Source organism: Pseudomonas sp. S2_B07 (genome assembly GCF_054668435.1).
Map to the genome: position 1 here is coordinate 881,378 of NZ_CP162769.1, position 26,219 is coordinate 907,596.

Genomic DNA, 26,219 nt, shown 5'->3' on the forward strand with positions numbered 1-26,219 from the left:
AGAGGAGCAACACATGGGTTTTCTCGCCGGTAAGCGCGTACTGATCGTCGGTGTCGCCAGCAAGCTGTCCATCGCATCCGGCATCGCTGCCGCCATGCATCGCGAGGGCGCTGAGCTTGCCTTCACTTATCAGAACGACAAACTCAAGGGTCGTGTCGAAGAGTTCGCCCAGAGCTGGGGTTCCAACCCTGACCTGTGCTTCCCGTGCGACGTGGCCAGCGATGAAGAAATCGCCAAGGTCTTCGTTGAACTGGGCAAGAAGTGGGACGGCCTGGATTGCATCGTGCACTCCGTCGGCTTCGCTCCGGGCGACCAACTGGACGGCGACTTCACCGAAGCCACCACCCGTGAAGGTTTCCGCATCGCTCACGACATCAGCGCCTACAGCTTCGTGGCCTTGGCCAAAGCCGGCCGCGAAATGATGAAAGGCCGCAATGGCAGCCTGCTGACCCTGTCGTACCTGGGCGCCGAGCGCACCATGCCGAACTACAACGTCATGGGCATGGCCAAGGCTTCGCTGGAAGCTGGCGTACGTTACCTGGCCGGTTCCCTGGGCCCGGACGGCACCCGCGTCAACTGCGTATCGGCTGGCCCGATCCGCACCCTCGCCGCTTCCGGCATCAAGAACTTCCGCAAGATGCTGGCTGCCAACGAAGCGCAAACCCCGCTGCGTCGCAACGTCACCATCGACGAAGTCGGCAATGCCGGCGCCTTCCTGTGCTCGGACCTGGCGTCCGGCATCAGCGGCGAAATCATGTACGTAGACGGCGGCTTCAACACCACCGCCATGGGCAACATCGAAGAGTGATCTTCGGTTAGTCGTGAAAAACCCGCCGATCTGGCGGGTTTTTTTTGCCTGCGATTCCAGAAACCATGCGATCCCACTGTAGGAGTGAGCCTGCTCGCGATAGCGGTGTATCAGTCGACATCTGTTTTGAATGTTAGGCCGCTATCGCGAGCAGGCTCACTCCTACACGGGATTTGTGTTTAGGCACTGGGCGAACAGTTGCTGGATCGGCTGCGTACGCTGGCTATAACGCTGCAGCAGCACGATCTCCCGATAAAACGTCAACTCACCCAACGGAATGATCCTGACCTTCGCCCCATACTCCAGCCACAATCCCGCTTCCGGCAGCAGCGACACGCCCAACCCACACTCAACCATTTTCACAATGGCTTCCAGTTCATCCAGCTCCAGCGCCACGTGCACGTCAATCTGCTGTTCACGCAGAAACCGTGTCACCAGACGTCCGCCGAACGAGTTGCGGTCATAGCGCACATGGGGATGACTGGCGAGGATGTGTAATGGGTCATCGCCCTCAAGGTCCATCGGAACGATCAGCACGAACGGTTCCCGGCGAATCACCTGCGCCGACAACTCCTTGGGCAGCTCAAACGGCGGCTTGATCAAAATGGCCAGGTCCACCTCACTGGTGTCCACCTGACTCAACAGATTCAGCGACACGCCCGGCACCAGTTTCGGCTCCAGCAGCGGTGCCTGCTGCCTCAAGCGCAACAACGCCTGGGGCAACAACCCGGTCTGAGCCGTGGCCACAGCACCAATCTTCAACTCGCCGCGATACTCGCTGACGTCATCACTGACTGCCATGCGGCTGAACGTTTCCAGCATCTCCCTGGCCATCGGCAACGCCCGTTGCCCCGCCGCATTAAGAATCGCCTGGCGCCCCGTACGGTCGAACAACCGGATACCCAGCGCCTGCTCCAGATTGCGCATTTGCGCGCTGACCGCCGACTGCGTGAGGCCAATGTGCATCCCGGCCGCCGCAAAGGTGCCGTACCGCGTCACGGCAATGAACGTCTTGAGTTCGCGCAGCATGATCGCCCCTGATTGATCGAAATAATTTGAGCTCGACGCAAAAACTATCGTCTTTTAATCAAAAAGCACAGCGCTAAACTCAGCGTCACACAACGACCATCCGAGGCTTGATCGATGCAATTGTCCCCTTTCCACTTGGCGATCCCGGTGTATGACCTGACCGCCGCGCGAAATTTTTACGGTGAGGTATTTGGCCTGGAAGAGGGTCGTTGCAGCGATCACTGGGTCGATTTCAACTTTTTCGGCCATCAACTGGTGATTCACCTCGCGCCGAAAAACGCTTCTCAGGAAGCCGCGCACACCAATGCCGTGGACGGCCATAACGTGCCTGTCCCGCATTTCGGCGTGGTCTTGAGCATGAATGAATGGGAAGCGCTGGCGCAGCGGCTGACCGCGCTGGGCACGGCGTTCGTGATCGAACCGGGCATTCGCTTTCAGGGCCTGGTGGGCGAACAAGCCACCATGTTCCTATTCGACCCTTGCGGGAATGCGCTGGAGTTCAAGGCGTTCAAGGACATCAGTCAGTTGTTTGCCAAATGACCCGCCTCGCCCCGGACGCCACGCGTCTCAGCGAGTCGGTGATCAACGGTGAGACGACGCCTCTCGCCATTGCAGAATCGATGATCGAGCGCATTCTTGCGCAGGAACCGGATATTCAGGCCTTCGTCTCGTTCGACGCCCGACAGGTACGCGCCGATGCCGCGCAGAACAAGGGTCAAGGGCTGCTGGCCGGCGTGCCCGTGGGCATCAAGGACATCTTCGACACCGCTGAGTACCCCACGCAATTTCACTCACCCATTTATACCGGCCATCAACCGTCCCGGGATGCCCACGTCGTTACACTGCTGCGCCAGGCCGGCGCGCTGATCATGGGCAAGACCCACACCACCGAGTTTGCCTATATGCAGACCGGTCCAACCCGCAACCCCCATGACCTCGCTCGCACGCCAGGCAGTTCCAGCGCGGGTTCGGCTGCAGGGATGGCAGCGGGTTTCTTTGCATTGGCGCTGGGCACCCAGACCGCTGGCTCATTGCTCAAGCCGGCGTCCTACTGCGGCCTCTTTGCCTTCAAGCCGTCGCTGGGGCTGGTGTCGCTGGAAGGGGTAAAACCGCTGGCGCCGAGCTTCGACACCGTGGGTTGGTATGGTCGATCGGTGCGCGATCTGCAGTTGGTGGCGCGAGTGCTGATCCCTGGTTTCGTCGTACCTGACGTCGAGCGGCGTCCACTGCGATTGGGTTTCTGCCGCACATCACGCTGGGTTCAAGTTGACCCGCAAGTGGCTCAAGCTCTGGAACAGGCTGCGGATCAGCTAAGAAACGCCGGTCATCAAGTGAGCGACGTCCGGCTACCCGATGAATTTGCCGGGGTGTTCGACAACCATCAGCTGATCAATGACTGCGAAGGCGCCCGTTCGCTGGCAAAGGAATTTCAACGGCACCGGACTCAATTGAGCCCTTCGACATTGGCCATGTTCGAGCGAGCGGCGGCGACCAGCTGGGAACAGGAGTCAGCTGCCAAGGCACGTCTGGCCCGACTTGCACCAGTTTTGGAAGAGCATTGCCAACCCTTCGACGCCATGCTCGGCGCCTCCTGCGGGATGGTCGCGCCTGTCGGCCTTGAAAGCACCGGACCGTCAGACTTCATCAAGTTCTGGGGAGCGTTTGGCTGGCCGCAGATCAACCTTCCCTTGAATCGCGTCGAAGGTCGTCTACCGATCGGGTTACAGCTGATCGGACGGTTCAGAGACGATGGTCACTTATTGCGTACCGCCGAGCACGTAGCCGCGGACTTGCAAAGTATCGCTCAACCCTGAATTGACAGCGATTTTCCATCGCGCATGGCCTCATCGACCACAGCCAGCAGTTCTTCCGCGCACTGATGCAACTGCTGCTCACATTCGATCTGTCCGAGACTGAAGTGCAGGTCAGAACGGCGATGCACCGTGGCGTTACGCTCAGCGAGTATTTCTTCGAGTCGCGCCCGGATAGCGGCGATATCCACAATGCTTGAACCCAGCAGCAAGGCAACGAATTTGTCGCTGCCGAGCCGGCCGACCACATCGCTTTCGCGAAACGCGATTCGCAGCACATCCGCGAAGGTTTTCAGCGCACGGTCGCCCTCGGCGCGGCCATACAGATAGTTGATGTGCTTGAGCTCATCGAGCTTGAAATGCAACAGCGTCGTCGGTTTGTCCAGTTGCTGGCAGGCGTCCAGCCCCTGTTGGGCCAATACGGTGAAACCGTGGCGGTTGGGCAGCAGCGTCAACTCATCCATGCTCGCCATCTGCACGCCCATCAGCTCTTGCTCAGCCTTGTGGGCCAGGTCGCGCAGTAATTGACGCTCCTGTTGTGGCGAACGCAATGGATCAGCGCGAACGCCGTTTTTCACCGGTTTGCCTGGGATCAACATGACTCACTCCAGTGGCGGGTATGGTCTTTAGAGTCGGCCATACCTGCATTGACTCCCTGTTAACGGACCGCCGGTCAGCTACCCAGCACCGGACAAGGGCCACCCGCCTCGGCCCACAGCTTGAATTGCGTGACAAAAATGTCGTGCGGCACCGGCACCGGTGCCCTGCCCTCACCAGGATTCCAGCCCCACAGCACCAGTTTGTCGTCGCTGACGTGTTTGATCAGTGCAGCGAAATCACGGTCGCCATTGCTGGCGCGGTCCTTGATCATCGCGCACAGTTTGTCCGCCGGCAGGCCGATCCAGGCCATCTTGTGCGACGCGGGCGGCAGGCTCCAGTGCGGCGCGCCCGGTGGCGCGTGCGGCCCGTAACTGGCCGGCGGATTGGCCTCGGCGTGACAGGTTGCACAGGGCAGTCCGGCCGCGCCCTTGCCGTCCATCCCGCGCACCACGTTCATGGCATGCGGGGTTCCGGCATCGAACTGCAACGGCGAATCCCCCGGAATATGGCAGTTCTGGCAACGCGGACTTTGAAAGACTTTCTGCACCGTATCGAATGCCTTGATCGCTTCCTTGTCGTCCGCAAACAGGTCTTCGGCGTAGCCCGCCAGACCAATCAACAGCACCGCGCCCAACATCAGATGTCGTTTCATGTCACACCCCCGACAGTTGCAGCGGCAGCTCGCGCAAGCGCTGCCCGGTCAGGGCAAACACTGCGTTGGCGACGGCCGGTGCGGTGGGTGGAACGCCGGCCTCACCGATGCCGCCGGACCGTTCGGTACTGGGCACGATATGCACCTCCACCACCGGCATTTCGTTGAGCCGCAACACCTGATAATCGTGGTAATTGGATTGCACCACCTCCCCGTCCTTGAAGGTCAGTTTGCTGTGCAAGGCGAAGCCGAGGCCGAAGGTGATGCAGGATTCCATTTGCGCCGCGATGCTCATCGGGTTGACCGCAATCCCGCAGTCCACCGCGCACACCACCCGGTGCACACGGATTTTGAGGTTGTCCTGGGACACTTCGGCGACGTGCGCCACGTAGCTGCCGAACGACTCGTGCACCGCGACGCCCAAGGCGTGGCCGTCCGGCAACGGCGCGGTCCAGTTGGCTTTTTCAACCGCCAGATTGAGCACGCCCAAGTGCCTTGGATGGTTCTTGAGCAAGGTTCGTCGGTATTCCACCGGATCCTTGCCGGCCGCCTCGGCCAGCTCATCGATCAACGATTCCATGACGAACGCCGTGTGGCTGTGCCCGACCGAGCGCAGCCACAACACACTGATACCGGTTTTCGGCGAGTGCAGCTCCACCTGGTGATTGGCCAGGTCTTCCAGATAAGGGCTGTCGGCGACACCTTCCACCGAAGTCTTGTCGACCCCATCCTTGACCATGGTCGCCGCAAACGCAGTACCGTCCATGATCGACTGCCCGACCATCACGTGTTTCCAGGCAATCGGCATACCGCCGGCATCCAGGCCGATATTGGCCTGATGCAGGAACATCGAGCGGTAGTAACCGCCGCGAATGTCGTCCTCGCGTGACCACACGGTTTTCACCGGCGCGCCCGCCGCTTTGGCAACCTGCACGGCTTCGGCGACAAAATCCGAGGTCGGATTGGCCCGGCGACCGAAGCCGCCACCGAGGAATTCGGTGTGGATTTCGACCTGTTCGGGTTTGAGCCCGGTGATCTTGCCCGCGATCATTTGATCCAGTGTCTGAAACTGCGTACCGGTCCAGATTTCGCACTTGTCCTCGGAGATTTTCACCGTGCAATTGAGCGGCTCCATCGGCGCATGGGCCAGGTACGGCACGCTGTATTCAACGTCGATCTTCTTCGTTGCTTTGCCCAGTGCCGCCGTTGCATCGCCTGCCTTGCTCGCCGAACGACCGGGCGTGGCAGCCAGTTTGCGGAAACTCTCCAGCAGCTTCTGGCTGTCGAGCCCGGTGTTCGGCCCCAGGTCCCAGTCGACTTTCAGCGCATCGCGCCCCAGCTTCGCGGCCCAGTAATGATCGGCAATTACCGCCACGCCCGTGGGCACCTGCACCACTTTATGCACGCCCGGTACCACCAGCGCTTCTGCGCCTTCGAAGGATTTGACGCTGCCGCCGAACACCGGCGAGCGGGCGACCATGGCGGTCATCAAGCCGTCGAACTGCACGTCCATGCCGAACGTGGCCCGCCCGGTGATTTTCTCCGGCGTGTCCAGGCGCTTGGTGGGTTTGCCGATGACCTTCCAGTCCTTGGCCTCTTTTAATTTGATGGAGGCCGGATCCGGCACCGGCAACTTGCCGGCGTCGTCGGCCAGTTCGCCGTAGGTGGCGCGCTTGTCACCGGCAATGACCACACCCGACTCGGTACGGATCTGCGAAGACGCAACGTCGAAGCGCTTGGCCGCCGCTTGGATCAGCATCAAACGCGCCGCTGCACCGGCCTGCCGGTAGCGGTCAAACTCCATCCAGGTCGACGTCGAGCCGCCAGTGATCTGCATGCCACCAAACCCGGCCAAACCGTAATCAGCGGCCGAGGCTGGTGAATGCTCGACGCGAATGGTCGTCCAGTCGGCGTCCAGCTCCTCGGCGATCAACATGGTCAGGCCGGTCCAGATGCCCTGGCCCATTTCCGAATGGCCGAGCAGTACGGTGACGCTGTTGTCGTTGCCAATGCGCAGGAAAGCATTGGGTGCAAAAATGTTGCCCTCATTCTCCGCGCCCACGGCGAAACGATGGGCGCCGGGGATGACGAACGCCACCACCAGCCCACCCCCCAACAAAACACTGCCCTTGAGAAAACGGCGACGTGAGACATCCAGGATACTGTTCATCGTTCTGATTCCCTCCACATGGCATCAACCGATCTCGGCGGCGCGTTTGACCGCCGCACGAATCCTTGGGTAAGTGCCACAACGGCAGATGTTGCCGGAGAGCGCCTGATCGATGTCGCTGTCGGTGGGCTTGGGAATTTTTGCCAGTAATGCGGCGGCGGACATGATTTGCCCGGACTGGCAGTAACCGCACTGCACCACGTCGAGTTCGGCCCAGGCTTGCTGCACCGGGTGCGAACCATCAGTGGACAGGCCTTCGATGGTGAGGATTTTTTGCCCGTTGGCCACGGCGGTCGCGGGCGTGATGCAGGAACGTAATGGCGCACCATCGACGTGCACGGTGCAGGCACCACACTGGGCCATGCCGCAACCGAATTTGGTGCCGGTAAGGTGCGCGACATCGCGCAGGACCCAGAGCAGCGGCATGTCCGCGGGGACATCCAGCGCCTGATCCTTGCCATTGATGTTGAGGGTCAGCATTGCGAATTTCCTCAGACTCACGGTGTTCTGAAGGGCGTCGCCATGACAATCAAATGCCTGTGCGCGCCTTGGGTTATCCCTTCAGCTAAGCGCAAAATGCCGGGCGAGACCGGTTCATCGACCACCGGTCACACCTTGAACCCCAATCTGATGGCTGTTTTGCCGCCGCCAAACCCGCGACACTGCGTTCGCCTGTAGCAGCTGTCGGCACCCGCCAGATCCCTCGATCATGCCAGCGCCACAAGCGCCCCAGATGCAAAGTGCCCATCAGGCAATAAGGATGGGCGCAGGTATCGGCAGCAACCACGCCAATCGCGCCAGCAGCCACACCAGTAACAGCGTTTTCTCACTTCAAGCCACCACAGGGATCAGGGCTTTAGACAACCGGTATTGGGCCAGCAAGCGCATGACGTAGCCGATCTTGAGCAATGTAGGGCCGATGATGGTCATGGCATGCATCGCCACCAACAACGCGATGGGCATATGACCGTCGTACAGGTAGGCGCCATAGATCCCGGCAAACAGCATGACCAGGCCGGCACCGAGCACTTTGCTCGACAGGTACAGAACGCGCAGAGGGTTGTTCAGAAAATCGAACATATTGTCGTACTCCTGAATCGGGTCAGTTGTACGTTGGGAGTATCAAGCGCCGTGCCAGATATTGCGCCCTTTAAAATCAATACGTTGAACGCATAAGAGTCATATCGACCAAACCAAAAAATAGTCACTATGACCCACAAACAAGTCATATTGACTCGATACTTCGGCAAGATTTGCGATCTACGGTCCGACCAGTCAGCGCCAGGCTGACTACGCTGATAGTCCAGCATGAGTAACCCGTAGAGGAGCGCCAGCCTGCAACGCGTGCAAAAACTGACTCCCTGCCTTTGGTTTGACACTCAGGCCGAAGAGGCGGCAAAGTTTTACTGTTCGATCTTCGATCACTCAAAAATCACTGGCACCCCCCATTACGGCAAGGCTGGCCAAGAGATTCACGCCATGCCCGAGGGCATGGTGCTGACCGATCCAGCGCACGGAAATGCTGAAAAGCTCGAACACCACCAAGTCTCAACGAGCCTTTGACGGCGAGAGCTAATACACTCCGTTGCTGGCCTGCCGAGGACATTGACGATGAAGCACACCGTTGCCAAAGACGCTGACAAAGCCCCCCGCTTCTGGCGTGACGATGCCCTGCCCTTCATCGAAGCCCGCTCCATCGCCGACGGCCGCGAGGTCTGCTACACCCGGCATTCCCATGAGCACTTTTCCATCGGTGCGATCACCGCCGGGCGCAGCACCTACCTTCACGAGCAAGCGCAGTTCGAGGTCAGCACCGGCACCGTGGTGTTGATGAACCCTGATGATGTGCATGCCTGCAATCCGATCGACGACCAGCCGTGGTCGTACCTGATGCTGTACGTCGAGACGCCTTGGCTGACCGATCTGCAACATCAGCTCGGTTTCAGCCAGGATTCGGCCTTCAGACGCTTTTCCATCACCCACACCCGCGACGGCAACCTGTTCGCCGGCCTCAACGATTTGTACGAAATACTGGTTGATCCTCTGCAGGATGTGTTGTGCAAACACAGCGCGGCGGTAGAGTTTTTTACCGAGGTACAACAGCGGCTCAACCCGGTCGATCAAGCGCCGCGCGAACCCAATTTCAAGCTGGAGCGGGCTGCCGACTACATTCGTGACAACTGCACACACCCACTCAAGCTCGAAGACATTTGCGACGCGGCTCAACTGTCGCCGTCCTACCTGATTCGCGCCTTCAAGCAACATTACGGCATGACACCCCATGCCTTTCTGGTTAACCGGCGTATCCAGTTCGCTCGTGATCAATTGCGCATTGGCAAGTTGATTGCTGATGTTGCCCTGGAAGCGGGATTTGCTGATCAGGCGCATTTCCAGCGCGTCTTCAAACAGCACCTGGCAGCGACACCCGGGCAGTATCGCGGTTAAGAAAACACTCTGCACTTAGAGCGTTATTTAATTGCATGGAAACTATTGAAACCGCACTAAAGCCATACACAAGTCATACAAAGACATACAACTAAAATGACAACGCAGCGCCCACTTATTTAAGCTCCTCTTCCAAGTCACACCCGAAACCAACACCAGAAGATGGAACTTCTCATTTGAGCAATTCATACAACAACCTTTTTAACCCCAACAACCAACAAGAGAAACAATCAATTACCGAGGTTATTGCCAACTTCCTCAGTGATGCAGACGTCATGGAAACCATCGGTTGGTCGTGGGACCGCTTATCGGTCACACGCATGGCAAACTCTCATCTGGATAACTTGCATCGCCCTGCCGCCATATGCCTATCCAGGCTTATTCGTCACCCCGACTTTTTAAAGATTCGCGCTGAACGGTCCATCCCCCCGACAAGTTCTTTTCAAGTCAATGAGTCGGGTCATCTCTATTACACCCATGAGAACGTCAGCAGCCGCACCATCGAAACTGACGTTATCACCGTCGGCTACTTCTCTGCCCGCACAGACATCACTCACTATGTCGCCGGTCTTGAATCGTTCGAAGAAGACCTTCAACTGTTGGCGAGTATGGCCAGGTTGACCGGTGGGTGGGTGACCGCCACCGAGAAAATGGCGGTCAGTCAGTGGTTAAACATTCACGGCTTGCCACTGCCTGGCACCGTAGAAAGCGCCAAAGAGCTGATCGACTTGATCAATCACTCGACACTGCCAGACAGCCCTGCGTATGAAGATTATTGGCAACTACTGGATTCACCGGAAGACTCTCCGTTCAATCTCACGGAAGAAAACCGTGCAATCATTCGCCAGGTCTCCGAGGAGCAAACCGCAGGCGAAGTTTCTCTGGTTGCCCTGCTTGGCGATTCGCTGAGGCTCGAAAGCGGTTCCTCCGATGGATTGCCCACCAGCCAAAGTTACCGAATGGCGCGGCTGATCGACATCGCCGTGTGGGCCTCCGACAATGGGCAAGCGTACATCGATGCCTTGGGATGGTTCGCCGATGAGACGGGCCTCAAACCCGCAGAGCCGTTTATTGAGCAACTGGTCATCGCGGCGATATTGCTTGACCTGGACCCCGCTGCTGATCGGGCCAATACCACATTTGCCGGCTTCGACCTCTATTCCAAACGATACTTGCTGGCCAGTCCGGCCGACGTGCGCACGCAACTTGAACAGCATTTGGTTTCTACATTCAAACTGCATGAACTCTTTTCGCCGCTGGTGGCAGAGCTGATCCTGGGAGGCATGGCACCGGAATATCTGGTCCATGATCTGCCGCCCGAACTACGCCTTGGAACGCCCGGCTGGGTTGTATTCACCCAAGCCGTGCACTTTGCCGAATCGATTGTTCCCGGCGTTTCTCGAAGCATGACGTATCAGCAGTTGCTCGGGTTTGGCCGGATATCGGAATTGAGCCCGGCTGTAAAAAACCTGTCGACGACGGTATCGGTCGATCCGGTCATCACCTGGGCCTTGATGAACAGACTTGTCTCCCGGGACGCCGAAGGCAACCTGAGTAAGGATGCTGTCACCCTGGCCATGGATGAATATCAACAGCACATCGATATGATCAACAGCGCCGTGAAACAACTCGGCAAGCCATTACCCCATCGCAAGGCACTTGCGTTGAAAGAGTTGAAATCCTGGGAATCGGACTGCGACCCTGAGGAGTTGTTGGTCAAACATCGCGGTACCGGTGGAGGGGCGGGAAGAAAGGTATCGGTGATAGACCTTTATATGGGGGACGAACTTCATACTGAGGATTGGGACCGGATTTCAGGAGAAAGTATTTACAAGTCTTTCCCTCACCTGGTCCGCATGCCTCCCGTTGCCGAACTGTACGAGCCCGTCTTTGACGACCATATCGATACGATGACCCACGCGTTATCTGCCTCGATCAACATTGCTTTTTCGCAACTTCGCCCCCTGGACAGGCAGTTCATCGAAGAAGGGTATCTAGCGATTTACCAAGTCAATTCGTGGGGGCCGGGAGGACTTGATGGCGTCGTCCCATTGGGCGAAAGAGGCCCTTATGGAGTCATTATCTATGCACGAAAGGACTCGCAAATTCGTGGCTATGAACTTTTCCCACTCAGAATGGAATGCGTCGTAAACAAACAACTGACTGAAGCGTATTGGTTAAAAGGCGTCGATATTGACTTCGAAAAAAGCTATCCAGAAAAAAGAGTCTTTCACGAGGCACCCATAGACGACGAGGCGTATTATAAAAACCTGGCACCCCGTAGCGACCAGCGCTCTCAGGTTATCTTCCACAAACTCGGCGAGTTCAATGTACCTTCTGACAATACCGACACTACTTCGCCGAACCGCTACTTCCGCTCCCAGCGGAAAAATGAAATCAGCGATTTTATTGCCAAGCAGAACCCGTACTTCAACAAAGCCGCCTTGAAAACGTTGAGCCTTGACGAAACGGCGCGCGAACAAGCCATTGCCAGTTCCGATGCCGCCTTTAACGTCATTTTGAACCTGATCGTTCCGTTCAAAGGGTGCATTGAGGATCTGTCCTCAGGTGTTCCATCCAGACAACGTAACGCGATACTGGGGTGTGTCATCGACGCCGCAGCGCTGGTCGTGTCCTTCGCGATTATCGGCGTCAAAGTCGTCGCGATCAGTGCAAAAGCCTCGACCCTGGTATCGAAACTGTTGTCTGCGTCCAAAGTTGTGGCCGGTACCGCCGTCAGTCTGGTCAATCCGGTCAGCGGTGCATCACATCTGCTCAAGGGGGGCGCCAAGCTACTCGGCCGGGGCGTAACAAAACTAAGCGGCAGCGGCCTCTCCGCGGCACACGCCGCCAGACAGCAACTGCGTTACATAACCGGTGCCAACAGCTACAACTTGATCAAGGCCGTCGACCATACCGGTGTCGGGCCCCGGCTTCGCATGTCGCTGGACACAGTTGCCCATGGGCGTGCGCTGTTCAAGGACGACAGCCTTCAGACGGTCGAACAGATTGTCGCCCGTCTGGGGGACAAGAACATTCGATTACCGGAGGGTGCGACCCACCTTGAACTTGAGCATCTGTTCAATAAAGCGGTCATCGAATCGGCGATCCCATTCAAGCAAGCGCAGGATCTGGAGGCATTGATAGGCCGAACGGCGGTCGATGACCTGTTCGCCGCAGTCCTGGACAAATCGCAATATGGCTACACCACCGCACGGTCCGCATCGGGTGCCCAAGGTTATGCCGACACGCTGGCCACCTATGCCCAGTTCGAAGCAAAAAACGTCAATTACATGAAGGGCTACCAGCAAAACGTGCTGAAACAGGATCTGGGCAAGGCGCCGTTTAACCAGGCCATGCCGGAAGCAACGTTCAACCCGAACGGCTTTACGGATAATTCGCGCAGGGCCGGTGCCTGGATTGTCAACGGTTCGACCTCTCCCGGTAATGACGTTGAGAGCATCGTTCAGGTCCTGCGTGACTATGCAGGCAACAACAAACCGCTGACCGATCCGGCGGTGATCAAAGAGGTGCACGCACGGATTGCCCCCGCGACCTCTGACGTCGTGCGCATTGGCGTCAATGACAAGAAGTACGCCAGCAACATCAGTGGCTTCGCCGCAATGGAACAGCACCTGAAAACGCTGGACACCGGCCATGAGTACTTCGACAAACATTTGCTGGCAACTGTCGTGGGTTTCCACGGTTTGGGCGACGGCAATGGCCGCACAGGTCGCGCGCTGTATGCCATCAGCCAACTGCGAAACAACCGCTTCACCGCGCTGACAAAAAACGAGTTCAGTTTGCTGCACGGCCTCGATTGAGGCGAGTTGTCCGGGGGTCAGGAAACCAGCAGATACACGGCACTCGCCCCCAGCAATAGCGCCATGACCCGATTGAACAAGCGCATTCCTGCCGGATTATTCAAATAACCCTGCAGGAATGTTCCGGCATACACCCAGCAGCCCACCGACACATAACAGATCACCAGATACACCGCCGCAAACTGCCAGATCAGCCGCGCCTCACCGTCCGCGACGAAGGCGCCCATCCCTGCCACGCAGGCCAGCCAGGCTTTCGGGTTGAGCCATTGCATGATTGCGCCGTACACCATCGAAGGCGCCTTTGCGGACCCGTTCACATCCAGTCGGCCATCGTCCGCCGCCAGTTTCCAGGCCATGAACAACAGAAACGCCACGCCCGCCCATTGCACCACCCGCGTCAGCGCCGGCCACACCTGCAATACCTCATGCAGCCCGAGCCCCATCAACACCAGCAACAACACGAACCCCAGCGTAGCCCCGGCGACGTGCCGTTGACTGGCGCGAAAGCCGAACTGCGCGCCCGAGCTCAACGCCACAATGTTCACCGGCCCCGGCGTTATCGACGCCACCAGTGCAAACGTTGCCATGGAAATCAACAGACTCATCGCGCACCTTCTTCAATTCAGGGAAATCAGCGCTCAAGTTACTGAGCACCCTGCTGCGCGTATTGAAGAAAACTGCCCAAAGCATTGCGACACGTATGGGTTCAATCATCCTCGTGCAGCTTGATGCCTCGGGCGTGGAGCAAATGCGGGACGATCAGCACCAGCAACGTCAGGGCGAGGAACGATGCGGCGATGGGTTGCGTGAGAAAGGTTGTCCAGTCGCCTTCGCTAATGGACAGCGCATTACGCAGCTGCTTTTCAGCCATCGGCCCGAGCAACATCCCCACGATTACCGGCGCCACGGGGAAATCAAAACGCCGCATCAGCACTCCGCCCCAGCCGATGCCGAGCATCAGCAAAAGATCGAACGACGAGTGACGCATGCCGTACACACCGATGGTGGCGAACACCAGGATGCCAGCGTTCAGGTAAGGTCGCGGAATCTGCAGCAGCTTGACCCACAAACCCACCAGCGGCAGGTTCAGCACCAGCAGGATGACGTTGCCGATGTACAGCGAAGCGACGAGGGTCCAGACCAGGTCGCCCGAGGTCTGGAACAGCATCGGGCCGGGTTGCAGGTTGTAGTTCTGGAACGCGGCCAACAGGATGGCCGCCGTGGCGGAAGTCGGAATGCCCAGCGTCAGCAGCGGTACCAACGAGCCGGTCGCACTGGCATTGTTGGCCGCCTCAGGCCCGGCCACGCCTTCAATCGCGCCCTCGCCTTTACTGCCAGCGAACTCTTTCGGGTATTTGCTCAGCTTGCGTTCGGCCGAATAGGACAGAAACGTCGGAATCTCGGCGCCACCGGCCGGAATTGAACCGAACGGGAAGCCGATCAGGGTGCCGCGCAGCCAGGCCGGAACCGAACGTTTCCAGTCAGCGCGGGTCATCCACAACGAGGTCAAGCGGTGTCGGTTGCCGGCTTCTTCTTTTTGATACAACAGGCTGTACAACGCTTCCCCCACCGCGAACAGACCCACTGCCACCAACACCACTTCAATGCCATCCACCAACTCCGGCACCCCCAGGGTGTAGCGGGCAATGCCCGAGGTCGAATCCAGGCCGATCAAGCCAATGGCCAGGCCCACCCCCAGCGAGGCGAAACCGCGCAGCATCGACGCGCCGAGGACCGCCGACACGGTGGTGAACGACAGCACCAGAATCGCGAAATACTCCGCCGGGCCGAATTTCAGCGCCAGTGTGGCAACCACCGGGGCAAACAGCGTCAGCAGGATCGTGGCAATCGTCCCGGCCACAAATGAACCGATGGCCGCCGTGGCCAGTGCCGGCCCGGCCCGGCCATTGCGGGCCATCAGGTTACCTTCCAGGGCCGTGACCATGGAGGACGACTCACCCGGCGTGTTGAGCAAAATGGAAGTCGTGGAACCGCCAAACTGCGCGCCGTAATAGATACCGGCAAACATGATCAGCGCCCCGGTCGGATCGACCTTGGCGGTGATCGGCAGCAACAGCGCCACGGTCAGCGCCGGCCCAATGCCGGGCAACACGCCAATGGCCGTGCCGAGCAGACAGCCGATAAAGCCCCACATCAGATTGATCGGCGACAGCGCGGCGGAAAACCCCATCGCCAGACTTGCAAGAATATCCACCGGGTTGATCTCCTGTGGCCCGGATCAGATCCAGGCGTTGACAAGGGGCGGCAGGGAAACCCCGAGCCCGGCGTTGAACAGCCAATAAATCGGCAGCGTCAGGGCAATGCCGATGGCCAGGTCGCGCAGTGGATGGCGACTGCCAAACCCGCGTGCGGCACAGACAAACAACAGCCCGGCGGCGAGGACGAAACCGATCAGGTTGATCAGCACCGCCACCCCCACCAGTCCCGCCGTCACCCACGCCACACCCCGTTTGCCGCCGGGCAGCGCTTTGGCCGATTCGTCATGGTGATCCGCCAGCTCGCGAAAACCACCGGTAACGGCCTGATAACTCAGCAGCAAACCGACCACGCCAAGGAACACCGCCAACCCATAGGGATAGACATGCGCGCCCAAAATGACGAAGCCCATCTCGGGCGGAAACCGGAAGGCACCGACCGCCAGAACGGCGCTGATGGCGATCAGGCCAAGGCCGATCGCCAACTGTGGCGGCACGATGTTGCGCGGGCCGGCCATGTCAATTCAGCAGCCCGACGTTGACCAGCATCGCGTGCAACCGCACGTGTTCTTCGGCGACAAACTTGCCGAACTCATCGCCGGTCAACACGCTCGGCGACCATGCGTTGGTCTGGATGTTGTCCTTCCAGGATTGGCTGTTGGAAGCCGCGACAACGGCGTCGGTCAGTTCTTTACGCTGCTCCGGGCTCAGGCCTGCCGCGCCGTACACACCGCGCCAGTTGCCGATGATCACGTCGTAACCTTTCTCTTTGAGGGTCGGTGCATCAATGCCAGGCACACGCTCCGGCGCGCCGATGGCGAGCACACGGAACTGGCCGTTCTTGATGTATTGACCCAGTTCGGCATAACCGCCGGTGATCACCTTGATCTGCCCGCCGAGCGCCTGGGCAACCACTTCACCACCACCGGCGAAAGCGACGTAGTTGACCTTGTTCACCGGGATGTCCATTTTGCCGGCCAGTTCGGCGATGCCGATGTGATCGACCGAGCCTTTGGAGCCGCCGCCCCACGTGATGCTGGTCGGTTTTTCCTTGAAGGCCTTGAGCAAGTCTTCCAGGGTTTTGAACTCGGACTCTTTGCGCACTGCAATCACGTTGTACTCCGTGAACAACCGGGCAATCGGTGTCACGTCCTTCAAGGTGATTTGCGGTTTGTTCTGTTCAATGCCCGCGACCATGATCGCGCCCACCACCAGCAACGCATCGCCATCACCCTTGGTGCTGTTGGCAAACTGCGCCAGCCCCAGCGTTCCACCCGCCCCGCCCTTGTTTTCGAAGGTGGCGGATTTAGCGACCTTGGCCTCGATCAAGGCTTTGCCCAGTTCGCGGGCGGTCTGGTCATAGCCGCCACCGACCGAACCCGGGGCCATGAACTTGACGGTGTCCAGCGCCATGGCGGGTGTCGAGAGTGCGGCAGCGGTAATCGCCACAGCAGCGGCGTAGTTGAAACGACGGAACAAAGCGAACATGAGCGGTCTCCTGATCTTGTTTTTGTAGGTGCCGTTGAATCGCGCTCAGGAGCAACCCCTGCTCACTGAACATGCGTCTGTGAACAAGCGTAGGCCATGGTTTTGATTGAGGGTGTGTTGTTGTCCAGATCGCCCGGGGCCTTGGACTTTTTACGTATGCGCGTCCACCACCCACTTCACTTTCACCAGTGCTTGTCGAAGTGTGTCCATGTCCACCGAGCCCAACGCCAACCGCAAGGCGTGCGGTACATGGAGCGAAATCGCGAAGGGTTCGGCGGTGGACACAGAAACCTGCTCACGCATCAACGCCACGGCAATCTGGTCTGCCCGTGCGTCTTCCGACAAAGGCAGCCACAGAAAGTAGGACGACGGATGGCGGATCACCGCAAGTCCGCTGAGCGCCTCATCGGCCAGCTTCTGTCGTGCCTGTGCGTCTTCGCGTTTTTGCGCTTCGAGCCGGGTGACGGTGCCATCCTCAAGCCAGGCGCAGGCGATGGCCGTCATAACGCCCGGGGTGTTCCAGGTGGTCGCCCTGATCGTGCGCTCGAGCTCGGCGACCTTCTGCGCAGGGGCCACAATGAAACCAACGCGCAAACCGGTGGCGACGTTCTTGGAAAAACCGGACACGTAAATCGTCCGCTCCGGGGCCAACTCAGTGATGGGCGGCGGCGCGTCTTCGGCGAGAAACGCATAAGCCCCGTCCTCAATGATGTGCAGGTCGTGCTTGCGCGCAATCGACACCAGATGTTCGCGCTGCTCGGCCGGCATCACCCAGCCCATCGGGTTATGCAGGGTCGGCATGGTGTAGACGGCGCGCACCGTCCGGCGGCGGCACAGGTCCTCCAGCGCCTGCAGATCCGGACCGTGTTCCGTGACGGGAATGGGCACGATTTCAAGGTGCAGCGTGGCGGCCAGCACTTTGAAACCCGAGTAGGTCAGCGCGTCCGCCGCGATTACGTCACCGGGTCGCAGCAATGCCATCAACGTCACTGCCAGACCGTGTTGAGCGCCGCTGACAATCAACACGTTGTCGGCTTCAACCGTCAGGCCACGGCTAAGCAAATGTCGAGCAATGGAGGCGCGCTCATGCGCCCGTCCGCAGTGAGGCTGGTAGCGCAGGTGCGATTCCAGGTCGCCGGACAACGCGAGTTGGCGCAAGGCATTGCGCAACAGGTCGGCCTGCCCCGGCAGCGCGGGATAGTTGAAATTGAGGTCAATCACCCCTGGCGCAATGTCCGGCTGATCGATGCCGTGGCTGGGCGGCAACGACGTCTCCCGGACAAAGGTCCCGCGCCCGGTTTCACCGCTGACCAATCCCATCGCTTCCAGTTCGGCATACACCCGGCTGGCCGTGACCAGCGCCAGGCCTTCGCTGGCGGCCAACTGACGGTGCGTCGGCAAGCGTGTGCCCGGCAGCAAGCGCCCCGCGTGAATATCGGCGGCCAGGGTGTCCACCAGGGACTTGTAACGGGAGCGTGGCATCGTGGGGTGTATCCATGACAATTTTTTGATTGTTCTTAATCCTGGCTCATAAGATGCCTTTCACGCAACCTGCCTCGGAGACGCCACATGGACAGGACCTCAACGCTCAACAGACCGACACTGGACAAGCACGCCAGCGGGCTGATCAATGGCTTCATCGGCGTGCTGATCTTCAGCGGCTCACTGCCCGCCACCCGCGTGGCTGTGCTCGAACTCGACCCGGTGTTCCTGACCGTCGCCCGGGCCACCATCGCCGGCGTGCTGGCGCTGTGCATGCTGTGGCTGTTCAAGGAAAAGCGCCCGGCGCGTAGTCAATTGTTGCCTTTGGTCATTGTGGCGCTGGGAGTTGTAGTCGGCTTTCCGCTGCTGACGGCATTGGCGTTGCAATACGTGACGTCGGCGCATTCCATCGTCTTTGTCGGTCTGTTGCCGCTCGCCACGGCCGCGTTTGGCGTGTTGCGCGGTGGCGAACGTCCACGGCCGGCGTTCTGGTTTTTCTCGGTGCTGGGCAGTTTGCTGGTGATCGGCTTCGCCGTTTCCCAAGGCCTTACCGCGTCGCCTGTCGGTGATTTGCTGATGCTGCTGGCGATTCTGGCCTGTGGCCTGGGGTATGCCGAAGGCGCCAAACTCTCCAGAACACTGGGCGGCTGGCAGGTGATTTGCTGGGCCTTGGTGTTGTCGCTGCCGCTGATGGTCGCGCTGACGGTGTGGCGGATGCCCGTTTCATTGTCCGGGATCACGATGCCGGCCTGGTTGAGCCTGGCGTATGTGTCGCTGTTCAGCATGCTGATCGGTTTCGTGTTCTGGTATCGCGGATTGGCGCAGGGCGGGATTGCGGCGGTGGGACAGCTTCAACTGCTGCAGCCGTTTTTCGGCCTGGCGCTGGCGGCGACGTTGCTGCACGAACAGGTCAGCCTCGGCATGCTCGGGGTCACCGTGGCGGTGATTCTCTGCGTGGCAGGCGCGAGGAAGTTCGCCAAATAAAAGTGTACTGCGGCTTGTGTCCATGGCTGTACCGGGCGGTCCGTCCACCGCCCATGATAAAAATGGCGTTCTCGTTTGCGGAGACTCGCCATGGACCTCGCCACCCTCACCCTTTTCCTGCCCGCCTGCTTTGCCCTGAACATGGCGCCCGGCCCGAATAATCTGCTGTCGGTCAGCAACTCGACTCGCTACGGCTACCGCATCTCCTGCGTGGCCGGGATCGGTCGGTTGCTGGCCTTCGCCGGCATGATCGCCCTCGCCTCCGCCGGGTTGGCCGTGGTGCTGCAAACCTCCGAAATGCTGTTCTACGGAATCAAGATCGTCGGCGCGGCGTATCTGTTTTATCTCGCCTGGCAATTGTGGCGTGCCGATCCGGGCGCTGAGCGCGCTGACACCCGGCCACCCGTCGGTGTGATGGCCCTGGCGCGGCAGGAGTTTCTGGTCGCGGCCGGCAATCCCAAGGCCATCCTGATCTTTACCGCGTTCCTGCCCCAGTTCGTCGACCCGACCCGCGCCGTGACGCCGCAATTTGCGTTGCTGGGTGCGCTGTTTTTGATACTGGAATGGATCGCCATCAGCGCGTACGCCTACATGGGATTGCACATGCGTCGCTGGTTCGCCGAGCCGCGTGGCAAGCGGATTTTCAACCGGTGCTGCGCGGGGTTGTTGTCGGCGGCGGCTTCGGTGTTGTTGATGGCGAAGCGAGCGTGATCAAACGGGGGGCGATGGTTCTTTAAGCACGGCATCACCCCCTTCGCTCCTTTGCGTCTGAGAAATGTCATCCCTCCCTCCAAACTTTTCGCGTCACCGGGCGTCATCTCTTTAATGCTGCCGACAGGGCTTCGCAGCTCCCAGACAACTGACCTCAGCCAAGGATCGCCGATGACCTTTCTCGTTTTTCTTCTAGCCTGCGGTGCCGCCGCAAGCACAGGCTTCTTTTTCAAACCGGGCCAGTGGTACGAATCGCTGGTCAAACCCGGCTTCACCCCACCCAACTGGGTGTTTCCGGTCGCCTGGTCGACGATCTACCTTTTGCTCGCCTGGGCCGGGTACCGATTGACCCTGATCCCTGGCAGTCAGGAGGTGCTGGCTTTGTGGGCCGCGCAAATTGCGCTCAATACGCTGTGGACGCCGGTATTCTTCGGCGCGCATCGCGTTTTCGCCAGCATGGTGATCCTGATGCTGCTCTGGCTGGTGGTCGCGGTGATGGTGGTGATGGCGTTGCAGTTGGATGTGATCACTGGCTTGATTCTGCTGCCTTACCTTGGGTGGCTTTGCGTGGCAGCGGCGTTGAATTTTTCCATCTTGCGCAATAACCGCTGATGAGGTTCCGCTGAACCGATCACGAAAATCACATCCCGGTGCATGGCCTTCAGCGTCACGATCCCGCTACCGGGTTCGAAGATAACCATTTCTGCGCAGTGAACAGACCTGGTACGCCAAGCGGTGTTGAGTTGAGCACGCGGGCTTCCTCGCCCACCACGCACCGTTGGCGAGGAAGCAAACTCCCCCGCCAACGTGATGCAGCGATTACTTAGGCGGAACGAAGTTATCCAGCATTCGATTCACCGCCAACTCCCCCAGCATGATGACCTGCTGCAATGCCAGGACGTTACTGCGATGAGTCCCCTCTAGCGAGGCCGCCACGTTGCTGGCCATGACACTGGCCGACGCCATGTTCTCGCACGTTTGAACCAGTAAGGTTTCATGGTCGACGTCTGGGGCAATCATGTAAATGGTGCTGGGTTTACGTGGGGTGTTGTTCATGAGCGCCGCCGGATTGAGATAGAAGTTGAGCGCGCGTTCGGCGGCGTCGTGGAGTTTTTTGGGGTCGAGGGTTTCGTACGGGGACACTGAATCGGCGTTTGGCGGATCGGCATCGGGTGAATCGGTGTCTGGCGGGTTGGGTGTTACTTTGAACATAGATGAACTCCAACTTCTAATATTGAGGAGCCATCACCCTCGCTACCAAACGAAGGGGTGGCGGCCATACGTGGGTTGGTAGACCGGTAGAAGCTGGAAACCCGGCGCTCACAATGGAGCCCCACGCATGACCACCATAAAAACAGAGTCCCAAAAAGAGACTACATAAGGTGTTGTCATGCGGCTTCTAGACGGGCTACCAAACCCGATCACTGTTTTTCAGTGACAGGGAAACGATATAGCCCACCCCGTAGCCGCACAAGCCGGCGGATTCTGGCTTGATCGTAGGTAACGGCGCAAGGTTTTGTAGCCTTCGGGACGTAACCGCAAGTGTTTTTTAAACACGCCAAGTTAAACGCGTGAAGGCCTCAAAAAAGATCAAAGAAACGTCCGACATATTTCAGAAAATGATCGGATCCTATCGAGTGGCCAGTTTGATCCCTTGAAGTTCACGTGTTCCCCAATCGAGTTTTTACGAGAGCGGCTTGAGGATGCTCAAGGCTGATCAGTGGACGCCCCCTTGAGCTCGACCTGGTTGCCATCCGGGTCGAAGCAATACAGAGACAAGCCATAACCCTCAGCACCAAAGCGCTTAGCCGCTTTCTCCGTCGTCAAACCAAACGACTGCAAATGGCTGACAAGCGCCGCTTCATCAAACGGTTCGATGCGCAGGCAGACATGGTCGAGGTTACGCCCCTCCTGACCGGCGGCAGCGCCGCCCTTGCGTCCGAGCTCACCGTCCAGGCTGACGAGGTCGATCATCGAGGTCCCGGCGCGCAGATGCACCAGCCCCAGATCATCGCGGCGCTTGACCAGTTCAGCGCCGAATACCTGGGCGTAAAACGTGATGCTGCGCTCCAGGTCCTGGACGCGCAGTACGATGTGATCAATGTGTTGAATCGTGAACGGATGCATGAAATCAGTTCCTGAAGGGTTACATGACCGGTAGCCCGGATACTGTAGTCCAGCACCACAAAAATTCACTGTCGATTTTCCGGTGGAGTCACCGCCCGCAGGGTTTTATGCTCAGCCCATGAACATACAAACCGCTGTGCTGCCGCCCCACGCCGAAATGGTTCGCGCCATGCTCGAACGCGACACTGCCTACGAAGGCGTGTTCTTCACGGCCGTGAAAACCACCGGGATCTTCTGCCGCCCCGGGTGTACGGCGCGTTCGCCGAAACCGGAGAACGTCGAGTTCTTTGCGCACGCCGATGAATGCATGGCGGCGGGTTATCGCGCGTGTCTGCGCTGCAAACCGCTGGATGCAGCCGCCATCGCGCCCGACTGGGTACAGACACTGCTGAAGTCGGTGGACGCCGACCCCGAGCAGCGCTGGACCGACGCCCAGTTGCTGGCCGAGGGCATCGAGCCGCTGAAGTTGCGGCGCTGGTTCAAACAGCATTTCGGCATGACGTTTCACGCCTGGCTGCGCACCCGCCGTCTCGGCATGGCGCTGGGCGGGATCAAACAGGGCGATTCCATCGACAGCGCAGCCTTCGACTCGGGTTATGAATCCCTCAGCGGTTTTCGTGACGCGTTCCAGAAGTCGTTCCACATCACCCCGGGCCGGGCCGCACAGAGTGAACCCCTGCTCTTCACCCGGCTGACCACGCCACTGGGGCCGATGATTGCCATGGCCGAGCGTCGCGGGCTGGTGTTGCTGGAGTTCCTCGACCGCCCGGCACTGACCCGTGAAGTCGAAGAACTGCAGAACCGTTACGGCTACGCGGTCGCGCCGGGGCATAACGCGCACTTGCAGCAAATCGAAGCCGAACTGGCGCAGTACTTCGCCGGCAAACTCAGCGAATTCACGGTCGCGCTGCACACGCCCGGCAGCGAGTTCGCCCGGCAGGTCTGGGCTGCACTGGCACAGATCCCGTACGGCCAGACCAGCACCTACGGCAGCATCGCCAGGTTATTGGGCAAACCCGGCGCCAGTCGCGCAGTGGGTTTGGCCAACGGGCACAACCGCCTGGCCATCGTGGTGCCGTGCCACCGGGTGATCGGTGCAGACGGCTCATTGACCGGCTATGGTGGAGGACAACCGCGCAAGGCGTTTCTGCTCCGGCTGGAAAACGCTGCGCTGCAGATGACCCAACAACTGGCGTTCTGATTGCCTCAATCGTCATAAGGAAGGACATTCGATGGACAAGCAATTCCACCAACTGCACCACGAAGGCTTGTTGATCCTCACCAACGTCGCCGATGCCACCGGGGCGCGCATCGTCGAGCAACTGGGCTGCAAAGCCGTCGCCACCAGCAGCGCGGCGGTGGCCTGGGCCCATGGTTACGCGGACGGCAACGCCCTGCCCCTCGACCGTCTGGTCTCAACCGTCGAGTCCATCGCGCGAGTGATTTCCGTGCCGTTGACCGTGGACGTCGAGGCCGGTTATTCCGATGACCTGACGCGGGTCGCGCAAGTGATTGAAGCGGTGATTGCTGCCGGTGCGGTCGGGATCAATATCGAGGACGGCGCGTCCCCGCCCGAGTTGCTGGTGCGCAAGATCGAAGTGGCGCGCAAGGTGGCGGATCAGCGCAATGTGCAGCTGTTCATTAATGCGCGCACCGATGTGTACCTCAAGGGACTGGTGCCGGCCGAGGACCGTGTTGCCGAGACCCTCAAGCGTGCCGCGTTGTATCAAGCGGCGGGGGCCGACGGGTTGTTCGCCGCGGGCGTGTCGGCGGAGTACGAAATCGCCGCACTGTGCCAGGGCACGACGTTGCCGGTGAACGTGCTGGGGCTTGCGAGCCTGCCATCGCCCGAAACGCTGAAAGCCTTGGGCGTGCGGCGCTTGAGTGCCGGTTCGGGCATCGCCGAGTTTTTGTATGGCGCCATGGCCGGGCTAGCCAAGGGTTTTCTGGAAACCGGCAAACTCGACAGCAGCCACCTCAAGGCGTTTACGTACGGTGAAGTCAACGCCCTGCTGAAAACGGCCGGGAACGCTTGATCGCCATGCCCGATCCCTATCGGCCCGCGACCGAATTTCTGGCGTCCCTCGACGCCGACTGGGCGCGCCACATCGCCGCCGTCGGCCCGTGCCTGCATCAACCCCATGCGGCTCGCGATCCGTACGAGTCGCTGGTGCGGGCGATTGCCTACCAGCAACTGCACGCCAAGGCCGGGGATGCGATTGTCGGTCGCTTGCTGGGGTTGTTTCCGTCAGTGGCGTTTCCACGACCGGAGCAGATTCTGGCGACCGGGTTTGATCAGATGCGCAGTTGCGGGTTTTCGGCGGGCAAAATCGCGACCATTCAGGGGATTGCCCAAGCGACGCTGGACGGCGTGGTGCCGGATTATGCGACGGCGTTGGCCATGGACGATGAGGCGTTGATCGAGCGCTTGATCACCTTGCGCGGGGTCGGACGCTGGACGGTTGAGATGTTGCTGATTTACAGCCTTGAACGGCCGGATATTTTGCCGGCCGATGACTTTGGCGTACGTGAGGGCTATCGGCGGATGAAGGGGCTGGAGGTGCAACCGACGCGCAAGCAGATGGTGGAGATCGGGTTGGGGTGGAGCCCGTACCGGACGGTGGCGGCGTGGTATTTGTGGCGGGTGCCTAGCCGGTAGACCGCGTTATCGTTTATCGCGGGCAAGCCCGGCTCCCACAGGGACTTCGTGAACGCCGAAGATCCAATGTAGGAGCCGAGCTTGCTCGCGATGGCGGAATCACATCCACCTCATGTCACAACCCCGACTTCAACCGGCTAAACGCCCGGATCAACGCCCTGTTAAACGCCTTTCCATTGTCATTCTTGCTATACAACGAAGCTCGCACCTGCGCCGACGGATACGTCCCCGGATCATCGCGAATCGCCGGATCAACCAGCCCGTCCGCGGCCGTAATCGCATTGGCGTAGTGAATGGTGTCGGTGATCGGCGCAATCACTTCAGGCGTCATCAGGTAATCCATCAACGCCAGCCCCGCCTCGGGGTGTGGTGCATCCTTGGGAATGACCATGGCGTCAAACCAGATCAACGTGCCTTCCTTGGGTATCCGGTACTTCAGCGTGAACGGTTTCTTCGCCGCCTCGGCCTGCCCCGCCGCGATGGCCACGTTGCCGTTCCACGACATCGCCACGCAGGTGTTGCCGTTGGCCAGGTCGCTGATGTTCAGGTCATTGTCGAAGTAGCGAATGTACGGCCGGATCTTGGCCAATTGCTGCTCGGCCAGTTTCAGGTCATCGAGGCTCTGGCGATTGATGTCCAGGCCCATGTACTTCATGACCGCTGCGAAGACTTCGTTGGGATCGTTGAGCAGGCTGACCCCGCAATCGGCAAATTTCGACACCACCGCCGGGTCGAACAGCATCGCCCAACTGTCTCGTGGCGCGTCGGCCAGGCGCTGCTTCACCGCTTCTTCCTGGTAACCGACGCCGGTGGTGCCCCAGGCATAAATGCCGGCGTAGCGGTTGCCCGGATCGAACACCGCCATGTGTTGGCGGAACTCCTCGCCGACGCCTTGAAAGTGCGGCGTTTGCTTGCGGTCCAGCGTCTGGATCGCGCCGCTCTGAATCGCTCTGGACAGATGCTGCCCGGCGGTCAGCACCAGGTCATAGCCGCTGCGCCCGGTGAGCAATTTGGTTTCGACGGTTTCCAGTGAATCAAAGTGATCGGCCACCACATGAATGCCGGTTTTTTTCTCGAAATTGCTCAGCGTATCCGGCGCCAGGTACTCGCCCCAGATGTACAGGTTGACCACCGGTTTGGCGGTGTCGGCGGCCTGCACACACAGGGGTGCAAGCACCAGCATTAACGCTTGAGTCAGTTTGTGCAGGCCCAT

25 protein-coding genes and 1 pseudogene are annotated in these 26,219 nt (G+C 59.5%); 12 read left to right on the forward strand and 14 right to left on the reverse strand.

The genetic code is table 11. The annotated features are described in order from the left end of the window. Window positions 1-13 precede the first annotated feature (13 nt). Window positions 14-808, forward strand: coding sequence for an enoyl-ACP reductase FabI (gene fabI / locus AB4N43_RS03955; protein WP_027923381.1), 795 nt, complete (start codon window positions 14-16; stop codon window positions 806-808). A 162-nt stretch (window positions 809-970) separates the two neighbouring features. Here fabI and AB4N43_RS03960 read toward each other — a convergent pair whose 3' ends face one another. Then, window positions 971-1,837: a LysR family transcriptional regulator gene (locus AB4N43_RS03960; RefSeq protein WP_027923380.1), complete on the reverse strand. Its 867-nt coding sequence runs from the start codon at window positions 1,835-1,837 to the stop codon at window positions 971-973. A gap of 114 nt (window positions 1,838-1,951) precedes the next feature. Here AB4N43_RS03960 and AB4N43_RS03965 point away from each other — a divergent pair, with 114 nt between their 5' ends. Then, window positions 1,952-2,377, forward strand: coding sequence for a VOC family protein (locus tag AB4N43_RS03965; protein WP_460153237.1), 426 nt, complete (start codon window positions 1,952-1,954; stop codon window positions 2,375-2,377). After that, window positions 2,374-3,651: an amidase gene (locus tag AB4N43_RS03970; protein ID WP_460153239.1), complete on the forward strand. Its 1,278-nt coding sequence runs from the start codon at window positions 2,374-2,376 to the stop codon at window positions 3,649-3,651. Before AB4N43_RS03965 ends, AB4N43_RS03970 begins: the two co-directional genes overlap by 4 nt. On the opposite strand, the gene AB4N43_RS03975 is transcribed toward AB4N43_RS03970, so the two are convergent. The 5 genes from AB4N43_RS03975 to AB4N43_RS03995 form a co-directional block, all read right to left on the reverse strand. After that, window positions 3,642-4,247, reverse strand: a complete 606-nt coding sequence (locus tag AB4N43_RS03975) for a GGDEF domain-containing protein (RefSeq protein WP_460153240.1) — start codon at window positions 4,245-4,247, stop codon at window positions 3,642-3,644. The genes AB4N43_RS03970 and AB4N43_RS03975 overlap by 10 nt on opposite strands. 74 nt (window positions 4,248-4,321) lie before the next feature. Beyond that, window positions 4,322-4,900: a hypothetical protein gene (locus AB4N43_RS03980; protein WP_059180966.1), complete on the reverse strand. Its 579-nt coding sequence runs from the start codon at window positions 4,898-4,900 to the stop codon at window positions 4,322-4,324. Between the two features lies 1 nt (window position 4,901). Next, a complete protein-coding gene (locus AB4N43_RS03985) occupies window positions 4,902-7,070 on the reverse strand; it encodes a xanthine dehydrogenase family protein molybdopterin-binding subunit (RefSeq protein ID WP_460153242.1) in 2,169 nt (722 codons plus the stop codon). Window positions 7,071-7,094: 24 nt separating this feature from the next. Then, window positions 7,095-7,550 (reverse strand): (2Fe-2S)-binding protein, encoded by a 456-nt coding sequence (locus tag AB4N43_RS03990; RefSeq protein WP_027923374.1) that lies wholly within the window; start codon window positions 7,548-7,550, stop codon window positions 7,095-7,097. 351 nt (window positions 7,551-7,901) lie between these two features. Beyond that, the gene (locus tag AB4N43_RS03995; protein ID WP_027923373.1) at window positions 7,902-8,150 is read right to left on the reverse strand and encodes a hypothetical protein; all 249 of its coding nucleotides are present in this window, start codon (window positions 8,148-8,150) and stop codon (window positions 7,902-7,904) included. 255 nt (window positions 8,151-8,405) lie between these two features. Here AB4N43_RS03995 and AB4N43_RS04000 point away from each other — a divergent pair. The 3 genes and pseudogenes from AB4N43_RS04000 to AB4N43_RS04010 form a co-directional block, all read left to right on the forward strand. Further along, window positions 8,406-8,573: pseudogene (locus AB4N43_RS04000) on the forward strand (VOC family protein); the annotation flags it as partial. A gap of 108 nt (window positions 8,574-8,681) precedes the next feature. After that, the gene (locus tag AB4N43_RS04005; protein ID WP_059180968.1) at window positions 8,682-9,515 is read left to right on the forward strand and encodes an AraC family transcriptional regulator; all 834 of its coding nucleotides are present in this window, start codon (window positions 8,682-8,684) and stop codon (window positions 9,513-9,515) included. A gap of 176 nt (window positions 9,516-9,691) precedes the next feature. After that, window positions 9,692-13,339 carry a hypothetical protein gene (locus AB4N43_RS04010; protein WP_460153245.1) on the forward strand — a complete coding sequence of 1,216 codons (3,648 nt, stop codon included), beginning with the start codon at window positions 9,692-9,694 and terminating at the stop codon, window positions 13,337-13,339. A 17-nt stretch (window positions 13,340-13,356) separates the two neighbouring features. Here AB4N43_RS04010 and AB4N43_RS04015 read toward each other — a convergent pair whose 3' ends face one another. The 5 genes from AB4N43_RS04015 to AB4N43_RS04035 all read right to left on the reverse strand — a co-directional run bounded on the left by AB4N43_RS04015 (window position 13,357) and on the right by AB4N43_RS04035 (window position 18,525). Then, window positions 13,357-13,944, reverse strand: coding sequence for a LysE family translocator (locus AB4N43_RS04015; RefSeq protein ID WP_027923370.1), 588 nt, complete (start codon window positions 13,942-13,944; stop codon window positions 13,357-13,359). Between the two features lie 101 nt (window positions 13,945-14,045). Beyond that, window positions 14,046-15,554 (reverse strand): tripartite tricarboxylate transporter permease, encoded by a 1,509-nt coding sequence (locus tag AB4N43_RS04020; protein ID WP_027923369.1) that lies wholly within the window; start codon window positions 15,552-15,554, stop codon window positions 14,046-14,048. A gap of 24 nt (window positions 15,555-15,578) precedes the next feature. Then, complete coding sequence (locus tag AB4N43_RS04025) at window positions 15,579-16,073, reverse strand: tripartite tricarboxylate transporter TctB family protein (RefSeq protein ID WP_027923368.1); 495 nt, start codon at window positions 16,071-16,073, stop codon at window positions 15,579-15,581. A 1-nt stretch (window position 16,074) separates the two neighbouring features. Beyond that, window positions 16,075-17,043, reverse strand: a complete 969-nt coding sequence (locus AB4N43_RS04030) for a tripartite tricarboxylate transporter substrate binding protein (protein ID WP_027923367.1) — start codon at window positions 17,041-17,043, stop codon at window positions 16,075-16,077. A gap of 150 nt (window positions 17,044-17,193) precedes the next feature. Beyond that, window positions 17,194-18,525 carry an aminotransferase-like domain-containing protein gene (locus AB4N43_RS04035; RefSeq protein ID WP_460153248.1) on the reverse strand — a complete coding sequence of 444 codons (1,332 nt, stop codon included), beginning with the start codon at window positions 18,523-18,525 and terminating at the stop codon, window positions 17,194-17,196. 87 nt (window positions 18,526-18,612) lie between these two features. Here AB4N43_RS04035 and AB4N43_RS04040 point away from each other — a divergent pair, with 87 nt between their 5' ends. The 3 genes from AB4N43_RS04040 to tspO all read left to right on the forward strand — a co-directional run bounded on the left by AB4N43_RS04040 (window position 18,613) and on the right by tspO (window position 20,832). Further along, window positions 18,613-19,509, forward strand: coding sequence for a DMT family transporter (locus AB4N43_RS04040; protein ID WP_194939577.1), 897 nt, complete (start codon window positions 18,613-18,615; stop codon window positions 19,507-19,509). A gap of 90 nt (window positions 19,510-19,599) precedes the next feature. Beyond that, window positions 19,600-20,220 carry a LysE family translocator gene (locus AB4N43_RS04045; protein WP_460153250.1) on the forward strand — a complete coding sequence of 207 codons (621 nt, stop codon included), beginning with the start codon at window positions 19,600-19,602 and terminating at the stop codon, window positions 20,218-20,220. A gap of 171 nt (window positions 20,221-20,391) precedes the next feature. Beyond that, window positions 20,392-20,832 carry a tryptophan-rich sensory protein TspO gene (gene tspO / locus AB4N43_RS04050; protein WP_027923363.1) on the forward strand — a complete coding sequence of 147 codons (441 nt, stop codon included), beginning with the start codon at window positions 20,392-20,394 and terminating at the stop codon, window positions 20,830-20,832. A 207-nt stretch (window positions 20,833-21,039) separates the two neighbouring features. On the opposite strand, the gene AB4N43_RS04055 is transcribed toward tspO, so the two are convergent. Beyond that, the gene (locus AB4N43_RS04055; RefSeq protein WP_027923362.1) at window positions 21,040-21,432 is read right to left on the reverse strand and encodes a DUF6124 family protein; all 393 of its coding nucleotides are present in this window, start codon (window positions 21,430-21,432) and stop codon (window positions 21,040-21,042) included. A gap of 495 nt (window positions 21,433-21,927) precedes the next feature. After that, complete coding sequence (locus AB4N43_RS04060) at window positions 21,928-22,347, reverse strand: VOC family protein (protein WP_460153252.1); 420 nt, start codon at window positions 22,345-22,347, stop codon at window positions 21,928-21,930. A gap of 118 nt (window positions 22,348-22,465) precedes the next feature. Here AB4N43_RS04060 and AB4N43_RS04065 point away from each other — a divergent pair, with 118 nt between their 5' ends. The 3 genes from AB4N43_RS04065 to AB4N43_RS04075 are packed head-to-tail and all read left to right on the forward strand — an operon-like array spanning window position 22,466 to window position 25,006. Continuing rightward, window positions 22,466-23,548 (forward strand): bifunctional transcriptional activator/DNA repair enzyme AdaA, encoded by a 1,083-nt coding sequence (locus AB4N43_RS04065; protein WP_027923360.1) that lies wholly within the window; start codon window positions 22,466-22,468, stop codon window positions 23,546-23,548. Between the two features lie 31 nt (window positions 23,549-23,579). After that, window positions 23,580-24,383 carry an isocitrate lyase/PEP mutase family protein gene (locus AB4N43_RS04070; protein ID WP_027923359.1) on the forward strand — a complete coding sequence of 268 codons (804 nt, stop codon included), beginning with the start codon at window positions 23,580-23,582 and terminating at the stop codon, window positions 24,381-24,383. A gap of 5 nt (window positions 24,384-24,388) precedes the next feature. Beyond that, the gene (locus AB4N43_RS04075; protein WP_027923358.1) at window positions 24,389-25,006 is read left to right on the forward strand and encodes a DNA-3-methyladenine glycosylase family protein; all 618 of its coding nucleotides are present in this window, start codon (window positions 24,389-24,391) and stop codon (window positions 25,004-25,006) included. A gap of 115 nt (window positions 25,007-25,121) precedes the next feature. On the opposite strand, the gene AB4N43_RS04080 is transcribed toward AB4N43_RS04075, so the two are convergent. Continuing rightward, window positions 25,122-26,219, reverse strand: coding sequence for an extracellular solute-binding protein (locus tag AB4N43_RS04080; RefSeq protein ID WP_027923357.1), 1,098 nt, complete (start codon window positions 26,217-26,219; stop codon window positions 25,122-25,124).